Raw genomic sequence first — 17,734 nt, forward strand, 5'->3', positions numbered from 1 at the left:
TCTTATAGTTTAATATTTGCAAGAACAAGCCCTTTTTTTAGTAGAATAAATTCTTAAAATTTTAAAGAAAATGATCAATATATATGTTGCAATTCACAATGCACATTTCATAATTTACAATTACAGCTAAAATTCTTGAAATATTTTTAGAATTATGATGAAGAATTATTTTTGTAATATATATATTTAAAATTCTCACAAGCCAAATAATCGATTAAGGCTAGAATGTAGAAACTTAATCGCAACATATATTTATATATTGTGAAAGGAAACAATAGTGATGAATGAAGTAAACTTTAAGAAATATATATTTAGAATAGGTTTGATTTTTATATTATTAGTATCAATGTTTTCTAGTATTTATGCGGTAAGAAACTATAAAAGTATTAATATTATGGAACAAAGTGGTGGATTAAAAAAAATATTAAATATAAGAGATGGCGAAAATTTACCAGATAATATACCTTCATTAAACAATAGCGGATCTAATTTAGAAAATAATAAGATTAAAAGTGATAATAGTCAATATGGTCCAAATGGAATAGTTCCACAAAATGCTGATTCTATTGAGAAAGGAATGAATGATAAATCACAGCAATATGGAAGTGTAGGGATAAATGGAGGTCGTGATACTCAATTTGGATCTAATAGTAAACAAAGAGGAAACAATAAAAATGCTAAGCAAGGGGAGGCAAATGGCAATATTCAAAGAGGGGGAGTGGATGATAGATATCTTTTAAGTATCACTATATATTCATTATTATTTTTAATTGGATCATGTAGCGCTTACTGTTTAATTAAACGAAAAAATATAAAATTTAATTATAAAGATGAAAAATTCATAATAATTATATTAATATTTACAGGAATTTTTCTTAGAATCGCAGCTTCTACACTTGTAAATGGACATAATGATATTAATTTATTTAAAAGTTGGGCAGAAACTGCGGCAAACGGTTTTTCACAATTTTATGCTAATGCTAGACAAGCCGATTATCCACCTGTATATATATACATATTAGGGTGCATAGGAAAAATTGCAAATATACAAGTATTTAATTCGTATTATATATTATTACTTAAAATTCCATCTATAATAGCAGATGTTGCGACAGCTTATTTTATATATAGAATTGGGAAAAGGTTTTTAAATACAGTAACTAGTATTTTTTTAGCTACATTTTATATCTTTAATCCAGCAATTTTTATAGATTCTACATTTTGGGGACAAGTTGATTCTTTATTTACATTACTTATTGTTATTTCGATATATCTGTTATATGAAAAAAAATATGCATTTTCATCAGTAATGTTTGCATTATCTGTACTTATGAAACCACAGGGAATTATATTTCTTCCAGTACTTTTCTTTGAATTAGTTAGACAAAGAAAAATTAGAAATTTTATATATGCTGCAGTTTCAGCGGTATCAACTATAATTGTAATTATAATTCCTTTTTCAGTAAACGAACAAAGTCCAATTTGGATTTTTAATCTTTACTTAAAGACAATATCAGAATATCCATATGCTTCTGTAAATGCGTTTAATTTTTTTGGTTTAGTAGGAGCAAATTATAAAAATGATAATACTACACTTTTTATATTTAGCTATCATACAATTGGAATTATGTTTATAATTCTAACAACTTTAATTGGATGGATTTTATATATAAAAGGGAATGACAGAAAGTATATTTCGGCAATATCCTTACTTCAAATTGCAGGAGTATTTACGTTTTCGGTTGGAATGCACGAAAGATATTTATTTCCAGCGGTAGCATTATCAATTTTAGCATTTATATATTCAAAAGACAGGAGATTTTTTATAATGGCTATTGGATTTAGTATTACTAGCTATATCAACATCTCCACGGTTTTCTTCAAAACAAACACATCAGTTTTTGAGGTTTTATTGAAAGTTACTTCATTATTTAATGTAATATTAGTTTTATATTTAGTAAAAGTTATTATAGATAACACTGTTAAAAAATTTTCTTTAAAGATTGATAATAAGGAGAGTGAATTGTTATGAACGTAAGAAAAGCTGTAATACCTGCAGCTGGCCTTGGAACTAGGTTTTTGCCAGCAACTAAAGCCCAGCCAAAAGAAATGTTACCTATAGTAGATAAACCTACTATCCAATATATCGTAGAAGAAGCAGTTGAATCTGGGATTGAAGAAATACTTATAATAACAGGGAGAAATAAACGGGCTATAGAAGATCATTTTGATAAATCTGTAGAGCTTGAAGATGAGCTTGAGAATAGTAAAAAAGACGAGTTGCTTAAGATGGTACAAAGTATATCCAATATGGTGGATATTTACTATACACGCCAAAAAGAACCTAAAGGACTTGGAGATGCAATAAGTCATGCCAAAAATTTTGTGGGAAATGAACCTTTTGCAGTAATGCTTGGTGATGATATTGTTGATAATGAAATCCCATGTCTAAAACAATTAATAAATTGCTACGATAAGTATAAGACTTCAGTATTAGGCGTTCAAGAAATTGCTGAATGCAATATACCGAAATATGGAATAATAAAAGGTATAGAAATTGAAGATGGACTTTATAAGGTTAGTGATATGGTGGAAAAGCCTAAAATTGAAGAGGCACCATCTAACATAGCTATTTTGGGTAGATATATAATAACTCCAGATATATTTGACATACTTGAAAGTACTAAACCAGGAAAATCAGGAGAAATTCAATTGACAGATGCGCTAAAAGAATTAACAAGACAAGAAGCAGTATATGCTTATTGCTTTGAAGGAAAAAGGTATGATGTTGGTGATAAGCTAGGATACCTTCAAGCTAATATAGAATTTACTTTAAAGCGTGATGATTTAAAGGATGATTTTATAACGTACTTGTCAGATTTAAGAGATAGAAGTGTTAATCTAGATTTGATTCATTAAAATATAATACATTGTCTAGGTGATGCAAACTTTATATAATTTTCCCTGTTTGTATAAAAACATTTTATAAATAAATTAATATATCAATAGTTAGGAAAAACAAATTTATAGTATGAGTATAGTTAATTAATGTTGGGTATATTAGTAACGTAAGATAAAAAGTAATCAAAGGAGGAGAAATATGAGTAGTTCAACTATGACTATTGCGACTAAAAAAAAGCTAGAACATAAGGATCAGAATGCTATAATAACGAATTCAACATCTGAAACAATTGTTGTATATGGACCAAGAAGGGAAACAGATGGAGGAAACTATGATAATTCGTGGTATGTTCTCCACTCAGGAGAAACTATTCCTAGTGATTGGCAATGTGACGGAATTTTTATTCCTAAGGATAGAAAATTTATGCAAATGAGCGATGAAACTATACAAGGTCCAGTAGCTGTAAAGTTTGGAAGCTTGATGCCAGTTACAATAATACAGGATGGAGAAGTATATATAGAAAAAGGTAGTCACAATGAAGGAGTATTTCATAAATCTGAAATAGATTGGGATGTACCAGACTTTGATGCGGAGTATTGCCAAAATATAAGCATGGCAGCATATCAAATCCAACCAAATAAGCGGTTTTAAATCTTTCTTAAAAATAAAAATCCATGGATTACTTTTTAGTAATACGTGGATTTTTTAAATAAACATTAGATAATATAAAATTAATATTTAAAGTCTTGCAAAAAACAAATATTTGTAGATCACAAATATAGATATAATAAGGGCAAAGGAGTGAAAAGAATGTCAAAAGCTTTATTTGTAAATATGTTAGGTCACGGACATGTTAATCCAACTATAGGAATAGTTAGGGAACTCATAAATAGAGGAGAAGATGTTACATATATAGCAGGAGAAGAGTTTAGAGATAAAATAGAAAAAACAGGTGCCAAGTTTATTGGGCATAAAAACTTATTTGATTTATCTAGTTTAATTACCAGTAGTTTAAATTTAGAAACTAATGAAAAACTATTGAATGCCCTTAATACTTTTAAAGAAATAATCGAAGAGATCTTCAAATTAGATGAAAAATTTGATTATATTATTTACGATTCTTCGTTTATATTAGGTGAAGAAGTTGGAAGAGTATTAAATATACCAACAATTTCTTCTAGTAGCATTTTTGCAATAAATGAAAAAATAATAAAAAGTTTGTTAGATCTACCAATCTCACAAGAATTTAAGTTAAAGATGGAAGGAGCTAAGCCAAAGATTAAAGAAATTCTAAGCAGTCATAATTATGTGGACTTTGTCAATGAATTACAAGAGAAGTATAATATAAAGTTTCCTAGTATTATAGAGAGATCTGGAAAGAAAGGAATGCTTAATATTGTATATACATCTAAGTACTTTCAACCATATAGCGAAAGTTTTGATGAAAGTTATAAATTTATTGGGTCATCAGTAATAGATAGAAAAGAAAGTATCGACTTTGATTTATCAAATAATGAGGATAAGAAGGTAATTTATATATCGCTAGGAACTATATTCAATAATTCTATTGAATTCTATGAGTGTTGCTTTAAAGCTTTTTGCAATATGAATGTAAAAGTTATTATGTCTGTAGGCAGAAAAATTGATATAAGCATATTTAAAAATATCCCATCAAACTTTATAGTTCGTAACTATGTACCACAATTAGAGGTATTAAAATATGCAGATGTATTTATCACTCATGGTGGCATGAATAGTACAAATGAAGGTTTATACTTTAACATACCATTAATTTTAATACCTCAATCGGTTGATCAACCTTTTGTGGCTAATAGGGTTGCTGAGCTTGGCGCAGGGATTGTGATAGAAAAAAATAGAATTACGCCGGAAGCACTAAATAAATGTGTAGCTGAGATACTATCAGATGATAACTTTAAGCTTAACAGTGAGAAGATAGGTGAATCCTTAAGGGAAGCAGGAGGATATAAAGTTGGAGTTGATGAAATAATAAAGCTAAAAAATTCTATGAAATAAGATTTAGCTATTGATAAATCAAATTTAATTATTTTAGATTTATTGTATATAAACATAAGGTGCTAGAATATCGCAAATTCATTTGAATTATGCGATATTTATTTTAAAAATTTATAATTTATATGGAAGAAATTCGCATTAAATGAAATATAATATTATAATTTATGTATAGTATATTTATTATAATATTTCAAAAAGAAATAAAGCTATATATCTCATATTCCGCCTAACTAATTTTTCCTATTTAACCTCAACTATTCACTATATTATTTGACTAAAAATTATTATGATTACGGTATGCAAATAATATTTAATGGGGGGATTGGAATGGATAAAGAGTTGTTATTGGAAAATATTGAAATGGAAGCATATAGCCATGGAAAAGCGACGCTTGTAGCAGGTATGTGTAAGAAACTAGGAGTTATCAACATCTTTGATCAATATTTGACTAAACAAAATGGGAGAAAGCCTGATATAGCTTATGGGATAATGGCTCAAATGATGTTAGCAAATCTTTGTCATTCAAGACGACCATTATATCTTATGGATGAGTATTTTGAACATATTGATATTGAAGGGACATTTAACAGCGATGCGAAGCCTCATAATCTTACAGATGATAGATTTGGCTGTTTTCTTGATAATTTTCATGAAGCTGGTCCAAGAAAAATTTTTTCTGAAATAAGTATGACTGCTTTCGCTACGTATGGATTGAGTATAAAGAATATTAATTACGATACTACCTCAAAGGTAATGTGGGGCCAGTATGAAACAGAAGAAGGTAAAATAGATGAAATATCAATTGATTATGGATATAGTAAAGATAAAAGAAATGATAAGAAACAAATAAAAATTGGAATTGGAACAGCTAACGGTATAGTTGTAGACGCAAAAGTTCTTTCGGGTAATACAGATGATAAAACTTATAATAATGACGCTATAGATGATGTTGATGAAATTTTAAAAAAATCCAAAACTAGTAAAGATTCATTCTACTATGTTGCAGATAGTGCATTTTTTACAGAAGAAAATATTAATAAAGCAAATGGTAGAGATATAAAATTTATAACAAGAGCTCCTGAAACAACAAATATGTCTAAAATCTATATTGGTAAATTTTTTAGTGAAAGACAGTTAACAAAAGATGTTATTTTTGAAAATGCCCAAGGTAAAAAAGTTAAATATCAAGTATTAGATTATAAATCAGAATATAAGGGGATTCCAGTTAAACTGGCAGTCTGTTATTCCTTCACTCTTGAAGAAACCAAAAGGAAAACTATTTCTAGGCATGCAGAAAAAGAATATGCCGAATTAGAGAAAAAAATCAAAGTATTTTCCAAGCGTAGCTTCGCGTGCGAAGCAGATTCACAAAAAGAAATAGAAGAGTTTTTAAAGACTAAAGGGAAAAAATTAAAATACCATTCTGTTAATTTGAATATTGAAATGAATGAAAAACGTAAGCGTAAAAAAGCTGATAATAAGGATTCACAAAAGGAATATGAATATACTATTAATTTAGAAATTAACCGTGAAGATTCAAAAATTGAAGCAGCAATTGAAAGAGAGTGTACTTTCATCTTAGCAAGTAATGATTCTGATATTTCATGTGAAGAAATGCTGAAAGAATACAAAACTCAAAGCAGCGTAGAGAAAAAGTTTCAGCAGCTAAAAGCACCAGAGTTTATAGATGACCTTTTTGTAAAAACTCCCAAAAGAGTTGAAGCCTTAACATACATGATACTTATTGGTTTAATGATTTTATCAGTAATGGAACATGTAGTCAGACGTGAGATGAAGAAAGATAATACGATTATACTTGGACCTGGAAAAATAAAAATGTCCAAGCCGAGTTTAAAAGCTATAATGGGTATCTTTGAGTATGTGCCTATACAAGTAATTAAAGTTAATAACAATTGTATAAGAAAGTTTCAAAAACCACTAAAAGATAATCAACGGCAGATATTGAATTATTTAGGTTTGGATGAAAGTATTTTTGTTGGACATGCTATTTAACAAGTATATATTTCAAAAAATTTAATAATGATTCCATTAGGGATAGTTTAGAAATTTACTATGGAATAATTCACATATAGATATATATTATTCCAAACTTTAAATAAAGAAAAGATATTTCACTGAAATGCATAGCATTCAGCGAAATATGAGATATATAATTGATTATTAACTTTATATTAATTAAATAGGAGATGCAATATGGAATTAAGAGATATATACAATAATAAAGGATATAAAACTGAAGTAAGAAAAGAACGGTCCGAAAAGTTAGAAGATGGTGAATATTATTTAGCAACTGAAGTGTGGATAATTAATAGCAGAAGCGAAATATTAATTCAACAAAGATCAAGTAACAAGGATGTACTTCCTAATATGTGGGGACTAACTACAGGATGTATGGTTAGTGGAGAGGGCTCAGAGGAAGGAGCTTTGAGAGAAGTTAATGAGGAGATAGGATTATCTATTGAAAAAGATGAATTAAATTTTATTCGTAGAATATTTCGTGAAAATTCTATTTGGGATATATATTTTGTATATAAGGATGTTGAGTTATCGAAATTAATCCTTCAAAAGGAAGAAGTTAGTAACGTTAAATTTGTATCTATTGAAGAATTTAATAATATGCTTTTATCTGGAGAACTATTTGAATATCCAGAAATTTATGATATGTTATCCCTAATTGATGATAAAGTTAGTGAATATTAGAGGTAGTTAGTTATATCAAGTAAGACAAGAAAATTTATAATACATATCTTAATATTTGTTTATTTTAAGAGAACAGAATGATCTGTGACATGTTTGTAACAAAAATTAGCTACAATAAGAATAATTGATATTTTTGTGGAGGGATATAATGAAGGGGAAAAGGATACTAGTTGTTGATGATGAACCATTAATAAGAAAACTCGTGACAGATTTTCTGAAAAAACAAGGGTATGTAACAATTGAGGCTGATGATGGAAAGAAAGCTATGAATTTGTTCTCTAGTGAGGAAAATATAGATTTAATAATTCTTGATGTAATGCTGCCAGAATATGATGGATTTACTGTATGCAGAGAGATAAGAAAGAAATCTAAAGTTCCGATTATTATGCTAACTGCAAGGGGAGAGGAATTTGATGAAGTTTTTGGATTAGATATTGGAGCTGATGAATATATATCAAAACCTTTTAGTCCTAATATACTAATAGCGAGAGTTAATGCTGTTTTGAGAAGGGCAAATTCAGAAGATAGAGGTAATAAGGAGCTCAAAGATTTTAATGGATTGACAATAGATCATAGTGCCCATCAAGTGGTTATAGATGGAGAAGTTGTTGATTTAAGTCCTAAGGAATATGAACTATTGATTTATCTTTCTGAAAATTATGGAAAAGCATTAAGTAGAGAGCAAATATTAGATAAGGTATGGGGATATGATTATTATGGAGACTTAAGGACAGTGGATACACATATAAATAGATTAAGAATAAAGTTAGATAGAAAAAGTGATTATATACAAACAGTACGTGGTTACGGTTATAGGTTTGAGGAATAGGTATGAATAAGTCATTAAGATCAAAACTTTTTTTATCTATAACTTTATTGTTAGTTTTTTTTATCTCTGCTTTATGGATATTAAATAACTTATATCTTCAGCAATACTATATTAAGAATAAAGAAAATATGCTTGAAAATAATGCAAAGCATTTAGTTGATATGTATACTGGAGACCCAAATGATATTCAAGATGAATTGGATAGAACCGCAAATATAATAGGAGGCAGTATTGATATTAGAGATAAAGAGGGTAAACTCATATATAAATCTTCAAGGCGACTGCCAAATGAAAAAAATATAATTGATAATATGGGGAATAAATTTAGACCTAATATAGAACCACCACCAGATTCGGATGCTCAAAATGATAAGATTAACAATACATATAGTGAAGGTAAGTATACATTTGAAAATAGATGGGATGTTCAGCTTAAAATAAACTTTCTAACTCTTGTAACTAAAACAAATAATGGTGACATCCTTGCTATAAGAGTTCCATTAGTCTCAATAAGTGAAAGTGTTGATATTGCAAATAGATTTATATTAATTATTGGAGGAGTAATTATACTTTTAGGTAGCTTATGGGCATTTTGGTTTTCAAAAAGATTTACAAAACCAATACTAGAATTAAATAGCATAGCGCAGAATATGGCTAAATTCAATTTTGGTAAAAAATGCAATATAAATGGAAAAGATGAAATCGGACAGCTTGGACAAAGTGTTAATTATCTATCTGGAGAGCTAAGTCGGGCAATTACGGAATTAAATATAAAGAATAAGAAATTAGAAGAAGATATAGAGAAGGAAAGAAAAATAGACGAAATGAGAAAAGAATTTATCTCAAGTGTTTCTCATGAGTTAAGAACTCCGCTATCAGTAATACAAGGCTATGCGGAAGGGCTTGTAAGCAATGTTACAGAAAGTGATGAAGATAGGAAATTTTACTGTGATGTTATTATGAATGAAACTGATAAAATGAATAAATTAGTAAGAGATTTATTAAACTTATCACAAATTGAATCTGGTTATTTTCATATAGAAAAAACAGAATTTGATTTAGTATCATTAATAGAATATGTACTTAATAGATATAAATCAACTTTCGAAGAAAAAAGTATAGAAATCAAATTTGAACCCGGAGAAAGCGTGATTGTATACGGAGATATGACTCGTATAGAGCAAATACTTACAAACTACATTAATAATGCAATTAATCATGTAGACAATAATAAGATTATTAGGATAAATAAGATTAGTGTTAAAGATAAAATAAGAATAAATGTATTTAATACAGGAAAGCATATACCAGATGAATATTTGGATAAGATATGGAATAGCTTTTATAAAGTAGATAAAGCTAGGACAAGAGCTTATGGAGGCTATGGCTTGGGCTTATCTATAGTAAAGGCGATAGCAGATCTTCATAGTAATGCTTATGGAGTGGAAAACACTGAAGATGGAGTTAACTTTTGGTTTGAAATTGATAAGATAGATTTAAGTTCAGCAGCAAATTAAAAATAAAAATACAAAGGGAGTTGTCGGTATATCAGATTAAAATCTGTTAGCGGCAGCTCCCTAATTTATATATAAGTTTTCAATAATATAATTTATTCATTATAAAATTATTTAGTTTATATAGCCTGATATCCTAAGATAAGTTTCAATGAACTTAAATTTTTTAGAAAGTACATATTATAAACTATTTTTAATTTTTATTTTGTTCGAAATACCAATGCTTGTACCAGTTAAAACACCGGATAACATGGAGTAAACAATTGTAGGAATTTCAATCACATAAATACCAATAGCGGCAATAAATAATAAAAAAATCGCTAAAAAGAGTATACAAATAAATTGTTTCCATTTTTGTTGAACTTTAATTTTTGAATTTATTATATCTGTAAATTTGTATTTTTCATCGAACTTTAAGTAGATAGCTTGACTCAGTATTAGTAAGAATACCATAGGCAATAATTTATAAAGTAAATCTATCATATTATTTTATCATCCTCCACGAAAATAATTTAGTTATTTAGGTACTTAAGCTCTAATAATAGATATTTTTATACCTAATTATAATATGGGAGAAATAAATAGACAAATAGTTCTTTATTACATTAGAGTAATTATATTCTTTTATAAGTGTATTCTACTAGAGAATAGTTATTATCATTAATATTTACTTATACGCTGAGAGACAATAATGATAAAGAAATAAGTAAAAATTGAGCTTAAATGTTTATAAAATAAGGAAAAATGTTTTAAAAAAACAAATTTAATAAACCAAGAGTTATGATATAATTATTGTAAAATTATTACAATAGTTATATCATAAGAAGCTAAAGGACAACTCAATTTCTTTATAAATAATTTCTATAAATTATTTAGGATTAAGAAGTGTCTGGTTCCATACTCTTAGATTATTGGAATGATTTAAAATATGCATAACTAAAAGGAAAAGAATAATGAATAAAAGGAGGAATACAATGGGGAAGGTGTTGGGAAATAGATATAATAATAAATTAACAAGATTTATTCTAAGTTGCATTGCAATAACAGCAGTATTTCTTACAAATTTTATAGTTGCTAAAGCTACACAAGAAAATAGTCTTTATGAAATAAGTTCAAATAACATGGATAAGATGAAGGAACAACATAGATTTATTATTGATGCACCTATAAAATTTTATAATGACATAGAAAGAGTGGAGCAGGTATCGGACTTTAGATTTAAAGTTCTAGATTTTTTTCCAGAGGGCTACAAAGTTCAAGAGCTTCAATTGAAAAGGATTTCTGATAAAGATAGCGTTTTAGAAATAGTTTACGGAAATAAAGATGGAATATATTCGTTACAAATATCGGAACAAGATCCTTCAGAATCACTAAAAGTGATAGAAAATGGGAAATCTAAGGCATTAGAAAATTCTCAGGTGGAAATCTCTAAGCAACCAATGAAAGTAGGGGATATAAATGGACTAAGTGTTATTTTAACAACCACATTTCCGGTAAAAAAAGCTATGGAAAACCAATTAAGTGAAATAAAAGCTGTTAATAATTATTTTTCATGGAAAGATGATGGATTATGGTATAGTGTGGAATATAAATCGGATTCTAAAAGCGAAAGGAGTAGTAATAACTCATTAGAACTTTCAAGTGATGATATAAAAAATATAGTGAAATCGTTAAAATATCCTGAAGATACAAAAGATTTAAATTATTGTATAAAGAATCTTAATGGTGGAGATGTAGAAATGAACATTTATGACAGAGATGATATAGAAGAAGCAAAAAATGCTCTGGAATTTGATCCTAAATTTCCAATTAGAATTAATAATAATATAAGTATAACTAACTCCACTGCTAGATTAGTTGGAGATTTGAATAATAACAAAGAAAAAACATGCTATGAAATAAATAATCTTTATTCAAACAAAAATGGTTCGATAACATTTACTCAGTCTGCGAATTCATCAGTTTATGATGAAATGATGAAAAATAAGTATATTAAAATTAATAAAGAAGGAAATGTAGAGAAGAAAATTCAAGAATTAAGAATTGAAAATAATCAAGTATTTAAACGTTCACAAGAAGGTATCGTGCCTCAGGTTAATTATGTTTGGAAAGAAAATAACATATATTATAGTGTGATATTTTTTGTGAATATTGAAAATTGTGATGAAATTGTTAAAGAATTTATGAATTCAAAGCCACTAGAATAGAGCTATTTAAATAGAATATTGATAAATATATTATGGTAAGAAGACTTTTATAAAAATAGTAGGGAATATAACAGACAGACCCTACTATTTTTTAATTAAAAGGTCAATTAGCGCTAATTATAGAGGGGGTACCCCAAATTTCATTTATAAAGTTAGTGCTAATTTTAAAGTAGATTGTAGGATATTCTCCATAGTATATATAACCATTCCTTAATATCGTAAAAGGAACATTTTTACTACCATCTTTTAAATCTAAGAATATTTTTTTACATTTATCATTATTTGTATAGTCATCTAAAGAATTCTCTATATTTTCCGGTAGATATGGAGTTGAATCATCTAGTTCTTGAACAAAAGAATTAAGAAAATTAGGATCACTAGTTGTATAGAAGTTTTCTTTTTCATTATTCGAATCACTAGATGTTTGAGTTTGAACTCTGGCGTTTACGATATTTCCAGGGAGATTAAATTTTCCAAAAAAATCATTTCCGGTAGTTATTGTAATTCCATTAAGGCACTCATAAATTTCAGGGTGATTTGTCCCATCACTTAAAGTTACATTAGTCATTATTCTAAAATCTTCATCATATCCGTTTACCGCATATACATCATTAGTACCTATATTAGAAATGATATTTTTAGAATATGTGTTCATAGGATTAAAGTTATTTAATTCACCTGTTGTAGTACCGATTTTTCTGCCTAAAATATCTTTTGAATCTATTAATATAGGCGCGCGGAGATATACATTTCCGTTGTAAACAATTAACGGAACCATTTTCACTGATTTAGTTCTATCATGAAGATCAGGTATCTGAAATTTTGGAATGTATACAGTATTCGAACTAAAACTTCTCAAGGTTGAATTAAGAGTCAAAGCTTCATTCTTGTTAGAATTATTAGTAGTAGTGCTTGAAGTTGTTGCATATTGTGATGAATTTATATCATTTGAAGGTGTTAGATTATTATTATCAGAATTCTGGGAAACTGATGCTACATTTTCATTAGTGCTAGTATTTCCTAAAGTCGTCTCTTTAGAATATTTAACTTTATTATTACTATTATTATTGTTGTCATAGTTATTGTTAGTACTTGGTGAATTATCATGAAAACTTGAACTATTTTTTATACCAGTAGAGTTTTCAGCTTTTACATTTGATTTATTATTATCAATAGCATGGTTATTATTTTTGTTAGAAACAGGAGAAGAAATTGAATTATCATTAGTGAATTTATCTAATTCATCTTTTGAGGCATATGTCGTATTTCCAGAATCTATATTTTGGTGTTTATATGTATTATTTATAATTAGTTTAAAACTAGCGGTACCTAAAAGTATTAATAAGACAGCAGCTGCTTTTAATCCAAGTGGAGAATAATTTTTATTTGTTTTTATTCTTAATTGTGAAGCATCATTTAGTAATTCCATTTTTAGCTTGTCTTTAAATTCTTCACTTGCTTTTATTTTGGAAAAAGAGCTCTTAATTTTATTCATATTCAAAATCCTCCTTTAGTATAGATTTTAGTAATTTTCGTCCTCTGCTAAGTTGTGAACCTACAGTAGATTCCTTTATGTTTAAAATATTAGAAATTTCAGAAATACTATAATTCTCATAATAATATAAAAAAACGATACTTCTATATTTTACTGGCAGGCTAAGTACTGCTTGGATTACATCATTATCTTCCTGAGTTGTATCAACAAAATCATCTTCTAATGATGTGGTATTTTTAAAATAAGAAGACTTTAATTTATCTTTACTTAAATTTATAGCAACTCTAATTAACCAGGATTTCTCATGTGTTTCGTTCTTAAAATCAGGTCGTTTTTCAAGTAGTTTTATAAAAACCTCTTGGGTTATGTCTTCGGCATCACTTAAATTTTTCATATATGAATACGAAATTCGAATCAGCATATCGGAATACGTTTCTATTAAGTAATGAATGTAACTTTTGTTATTATCCAACTCATCCATTTGATTTTTACCCCCTCCAATACTTAATACGATTTATAACAACAAAATTTTGCAAACGATAATAATTTTCTTAGTTTATGATGAATTTCAATTTATTAGAATAAGTATATACGAGTAATAATTGTATATAGAATACTTTAAAAGATATTAAGAGTTTAATCAATTAAAATTCGAAAAATAATATTTTCATATATGTCTGTCATTAAACTAAGTAACATATAATATAAAAGCACTTTTTCTGAAATATTGTGTAGCAGCTTATAGGGAGAAATCAAGGTAAAAGAAAACTATCACTTTTAGTAATAGAAATGAAAAAGCTGTGCAAACTTATATATGAATAATATAGTAAGGGAGATAGATACATGAACAAAGTATTATATGTTAAAGCAAATGCAAAACCGGAAGGTCAATCAAGAACTTTCAAAATTTCAGATAACTTCATAGATGAATATAAAAAAAATAATCCCGATGATGAAATTATTACATTAGATTTGTATAAAACAGATATAGATTTCTTAAGAAGTAAGGATCTAGATACAGTATTCGGACCTAAAAACGATGAGAGTAAAAGTCATCCAGTACTTAAATATGCATATCAATTTGCAGAAGCTGATAAATATGTTATAGCAGCACCAATGTGGAATTTAAGTGTTCCAGCGATATTAAAGGCATATGTTGATTATATAAGTGTAGTAGGAATTTCGTTTAAATACACACAAGAAGGAGCTGTAGGACTTTTAGAAAATAAAAAGGCTGTATATATTGCGGCAAGAGGTGGATCATATGCTGAAACACCATATGAGCTTGATGGTATCTATTTAAGAAGTATACTAGGCTTTTTTGGAATAAAAGATATTACAACTATTTCAGCGGAGAAATTAGATGTACAAGGAGAAAATGTTGATAAAATACTAGAAGAAGCTATAGATAAAGCAAAGGAAACTGCAAAGAACTTCTAAATTTAATAATATTATTTATTAATCATTATTAACTATTAAATTAACTAGTTAATAATGATTAATTTTATCTATCCGGTTATTTCTAGATACAAATGTTAGAAAACTTTCATAAATTATAGATAACACAATCATAAACTATACTTAGACTATGAGATATATTCTAACTGGAAGAAAAGTATATTATTCATTTCGGAGAGTTATATGAATAAATTCAGGTCTTAGTTGGGGTATCTATATAAATAAATCTTTTTAGGTAGTAATCATAAACTTTAATACATTTTCTATATTGTAAAATAATTTGGTAACTATTAAACTAAATTATATATGTTACAATAATAAATCTATGTTTAAAGATTTAATAAGCTGAAAATTATTCTATTAAGATTAAATGCAGAAATAAATATGTTATAAACGGAGGAATTTTACATGAACGATAAAAGCATAGAAATTATGAAAAAAATAATTGAGGAAAAGAAACAAAAAAATAATAATATTAAGAATAATCAAAGGGCAAAAAAAGTTATAGGAAAACATTCTAAAGGTGTAAAAGTGGGTAACGGTGGAGGTTTATTTGATAAGTAACCTGAACAGCACAAAGTAAGTATTTAATAATAAATTTATATTAACTAGAAGAAGTATATTATAAATGAAAGGCGGAGAAACTTAATGATGATAATAATTTCCCCAGCTAAAACTTTAGATTTTTCTAAATTTAATGAAACATTACCAATGACTAAGCCATATTTCTTAAATGAGGCTAGAGAATTAGTTGAGGAGTTGAAAAAATATGATAATCTATCTTTGGAAAAGCTTATGAAAATAAGTCCTAAGCTAGCTAAATTAAATACTCAAAGATTTCAAAATTGGTCAGAGTCTTTAGAATCTGCAAGACAATGTCTAGTTGCATTTAAAGGTGAGGTTTTTAAGGGACTTGATGTAGGAAGCTATACGATGGAAGATTATTTTTATGCAAATGATAATCTAAGGATATTATCCGGACTTTATGGAGTTGTAAAGCCTTTTGATGGAATAAACTTATATAGGTTAGAAATGGCAACGAAGCTGAGTATTGGCGAGTTTAAAAATTTATATGATTATTGGGGAAATAAATTAATAGATAATATTTTGAAAGATGTAGAAATACGTGAAAATAAGACCATTGTTAATTTAGCTTCTTATGAATATTTCAAAGCAATAGAAAATATTAAAAGAATAGACGACATAAGGGTTATAACACCAATATTTAAGGAATACAGAAATGGAGAATATAAAATAATAACTATAATGGCGAAAAGAGCAAGAGGGCTGATGACCTCTTTTATTATAAGAAATAAGATAGAAGATTTAGAAAAATTAAAAGAATTCAATCACGATGGTTATGAATTTAATGAAGAGTTATCTAATGAAGCGGACTTGGTATTTACTAGAGATATACATAATAGATACTAGATAATTTTGGATTTACTTGCTTTTAGACAAGCTAATTTAATGTATTTTATATAAAGGAGGTGAAATTAGATGATTGATATACTTTTATTAGGTTGCGGAGGTGGAATGCCTATGCCCAATAGATTTTTATCAGCTACACTGATAAATTATAAAGGTAGGAAAATCCTGGTTGACTGCGGTGAAGGTACTCAAGTATCAATGAGAATATCAAATACAGGATTTAAGTCTATAGATATTATTTGCATTACTCATACCCACGGCGATCATATTGTAGGACTTCCAGGACTTCTTGGAACGATAGGTAATAGTGGAAGAACTGAACCCATAACAATTATAGGCCCAGAAGGAATAAGAGAAACAGTAGAAAAATTAAGAGTAATAGCAAATTGGTTGCCGTATGAAATTAATATAATAGAAAATCCTAAAGAAACCTTTAAATTATTTGATGGTAGTATAAATTTAGATGTAGATATATCAGTTCTAGAGTTAGATCATTCTTCACCATGTATAGGTTATTGTTTTTATTTTAAACGGCAGCCAAAATTTGATGTGGAGAAAGCTGAAAAAAATAAAGTTCCTAAAACTCTGTGGAATAGGTTGCAAAGAAATGAAGAAAATATTGTGTTAGATGGTGTTTTATATACGAATGATATGGTAATGGGAGAAGAGAGGAAAGGAATAAAAGTCAGTATAATTACAGATACAAGACCAATTAAAAATATAATAGAATTTATTAGTGATAGTGATTATTTCATTTGTGAGGGTACTTATGGAGATGATAAAGATTTACCTAAAGCTATTAAAAATAAACATATGACTTTTAGAGAAGCGGCTGATTTAGCACTCAAAGGCAATGTTAAAAAACTTTTATTAACCCATTTTGGAACGGCGATGAACGAACCAGAAGAATACTTAAATAATGCAAATGAAGTTTTCGATAAAACTATAATTGGTTTTGATAGGTATAAAACAACTTTAAATTTTAATGAAGACTAATCCAGGAGAACATAAAACCAATTTTGAATATTAGTTTTATGTTTTTTTACTTTTAATATTAGATTAAATCAATCTAAATATTTATATGGTTTGAAGTTATACTTGATAGTAAGAAAATTAACATAAATTTGAGTTGGGTGTGAATCT

At 27.6% G+C, this 17,734-nt stretch carries 16 protein-coding genes; 13 read left to right on the top strand and 3 right to left on the bottom strand.

Features of this window, described 5'->3' with window-relative positions:
- Positions 1-280 precede the first annotated feature (280 nt).
- The 8 genes from PZA12_RS08930 (at position 281) to PZA12_RS08965 (ending at position 10,003) form a co-directional block, all read left to right on the top strand.
- Complete coding sequence (locus tag PZA12_RS08930) at positions 281-2,032, top strand: glycosyltransferase family 39 protein (RefSeq protein WP_078115237.1); 1,752 nt, start codon at positions 281-283, stop codon at positions 2,030-2,032.
- Complete coding sequence (gene galU / locus PZA12_RS08935; protein ID WP_078115238.1) at positions 2,029-2,919, top strand: UTP--glucose-1-phosphate uridylyltransferase GalU; 891 nt, start codon at positions 2,029-2,031, stop codon at positions 2,917-2,919. The genes PZA12_RS08930 and galU overlap by 4 nt, the downstream gene beginning before the upstream one ends.
- 181 nt (positions 2,920-3,100) lie before the next feature.
- Positions 3,101-3,553 carry a hypothetical protein gene (locus PZA12_RS08940; RefSeq protein WP_077839444.1) on the top strand — a complete coding sequence of 151 codons (453 nt, stop codon included), beginning with the start codon at positions 3,101-3,103 and terminating at the stop codon, positions 3,551-3,553.
- Positions 3,554-3,712: 159 nt separating this feature from the next.
- Entirely contained in the window at positions 3,713-4,936 is a 1,224-nt protein-coding gene (locus PZA12_RS08945; RefSeq protein WP_103698943.1) for a macrolide family glycosyltransferase, read from the top strand.
- A 327-nt stretch (positions 4,937-5,263) separates the two neighbouring features.
- Positions 5,264-6,949 (top strand): IS1634 family transposase, encoded by a 1,686-nt coding sequence (locus tag PZA12_RS08950; RefSeq protein ID WP_181006061.1) that lies wholly within the window; start codon positions 5,264-5,266, stop codon positions 6,947-6,949.
- Between the two features lie 201 nt (positions 6,950-7,150).
- Complete coding sequence (locus tag PZA12_RS08955) at positions 7,151-7,657, top strand: NUDIX hydrolase (RefSeq protein WP_078115240.1); 507 nt, start codon at positions 7,151-7,153, stop codon at positions 7,655-7,657.
- 148 nt (positions 7,658-7,805) lie between these two features.
- Positions 7,806-8,486, top strand: a complete 681-nt coding sequence (locus tag PZA12_RS08960; RefSeq protein ID WP_078115241.1) for a response regulator — start codon at positions 7,806-7,808, stop codon at positions 8,484-8,486.
- A 2-nt stretch (positions 8,487-8,488) separates the two neighbouring features.
- Complete coding sequence (locus PZA12_RS08965; protein ID WP_078115242.1) at positions 8,489-10,003, top strand: sensor histidine kinase; 1,515 nt, start codon at positions 8,489-8,491, stop codon at positions 10,001-10,003.
- A 177-nt stretch (positions 10,004-10,180) separates the two neighbouring features.
- On the opposite strand, the gene PZA12_RS08970 is transcribed toward PZA12_RS08965, so the two are convergent.
- Positions 10,181-10,483 carry a hypothetical protein gene (locus PZA12_RS08970; protein ID WP_078115243.1) on the bottom strand — a complete coding sequence of 101 codons (303 nt, stop codon included), beginning with the start codon at positions 10,481-10,483 and terminating at the stop codon, positions 10,181-10,183.
- 491 nt (positions 10,484-10,974) lie between these two features.
- Here PZA12_RS08970 and PZA12_RS08975 point away from each other — a divergent pair, with 491 nt between their 5' ends.
- Entirely contained in the window at positions 10,975-12,207 is a 1,233-nt protein-coding gene (locus tag PZA12_RS08975; RefSeq protein WP_078115244.1) for a hypothetical protein, read from the top strand.
- 103 nt (positions 12,208-12,310) lie between these two features.
- Here the strand turns inward: PZA12_RS08975 and PZA12_RS08980 are convergent, their stop codons facing one another.
- Positions 12,311-13,702, bottom strand: coding sequence for a hypothetical protein (locus PZA12_RS08980; protein WP_078115245.1), 1,392 nt, complete (start codon positions 13,700-13,702; stop codon positions 12,311-12,313).
- Positions 13,695-14,183 carry an RNA polymerase sigma factor gene (locus PZA12_RS08985; RefSeq protein ID WP_077839452.1) on the bottom strand — a complete coding sequence of 163 codons (489 nt, stop codon included), beginning with the start codon at positions 14,181-14,183 and terminating at the stop codon, positions 13,695-13,697. Before PZA12_RS08985 ends, PZA12_RS08980 begins: the two co-directional genes overlap by 8 nt.
- 362 nt (positions 14,184-14,545) lie before the next feature.
- Here PZA12_RS08985 and PZA12_RS08990 point away from each other — a divergent pair, with 362 nt between their 5' ends.
- From PZA12_RS08990 to PZA12_RS09005, 4 genes are all read left to right on the top strand, one after another.
- Positions 14,546-15,142 carry an FMN-dependent NADH-azoreductase gene (locus PZA12_RS08990; protein ID WP_078115246.1) on the top strand — a complete coding sequence of 199 codons (597 nt, stop codon included), beginning with the start codon at positions 14,546-14,548 and terminating at the stop codon, positions 15,140-15,142.
- Positions 15,143-15,568: 426 nt separating this feature from the next.
- Complete coding sequence (locus PZA12_RS08995) at positions 15,569-15,724, top strand: hypothetical protein (RefSeq protein ID WP_168983008.1); 156 nt, start codon at positions 15,569-15,571, stop codon at positions 15,722-15,724.
- Positions 15,725-15,808: 84 nt separating this feature from the next.
- Entirely contained in the window at positions 15,809-16,591 is a 783-nt protein-coding gene (gene yaaA / locus PZA12_RS09000) for a peroxide stress protein YaaA (protein WP_078115247.1), read from the top strand.
- Positions 16,592-16,660: 69 nt separating this feature from the next.
- Positions 16,661-17,587 carry a ribonuclease Z gene (locus PZA12_RS09005; RefSeq protein WP_077842623.1) on the top strand — a complete coding sequence of 309 codons (927 nt, stop codon included), beginning with the start codon at positions 16,661-16,663 and terminating at the stop codon, positions 17,585-17,587.
- Positions 17,588-17,734 lie beyond the last annotated feature (147 nt).

The sequence above is a fragment of the Clostridium beijerinckii genome (assembly GCF_036699995.1).
GTDB classification, from domain to species: Bacteria; Bacillota; Clostridia; order Clostridiales; family Clostridiaceae; genus Clostridium; species Clostridium helianthi.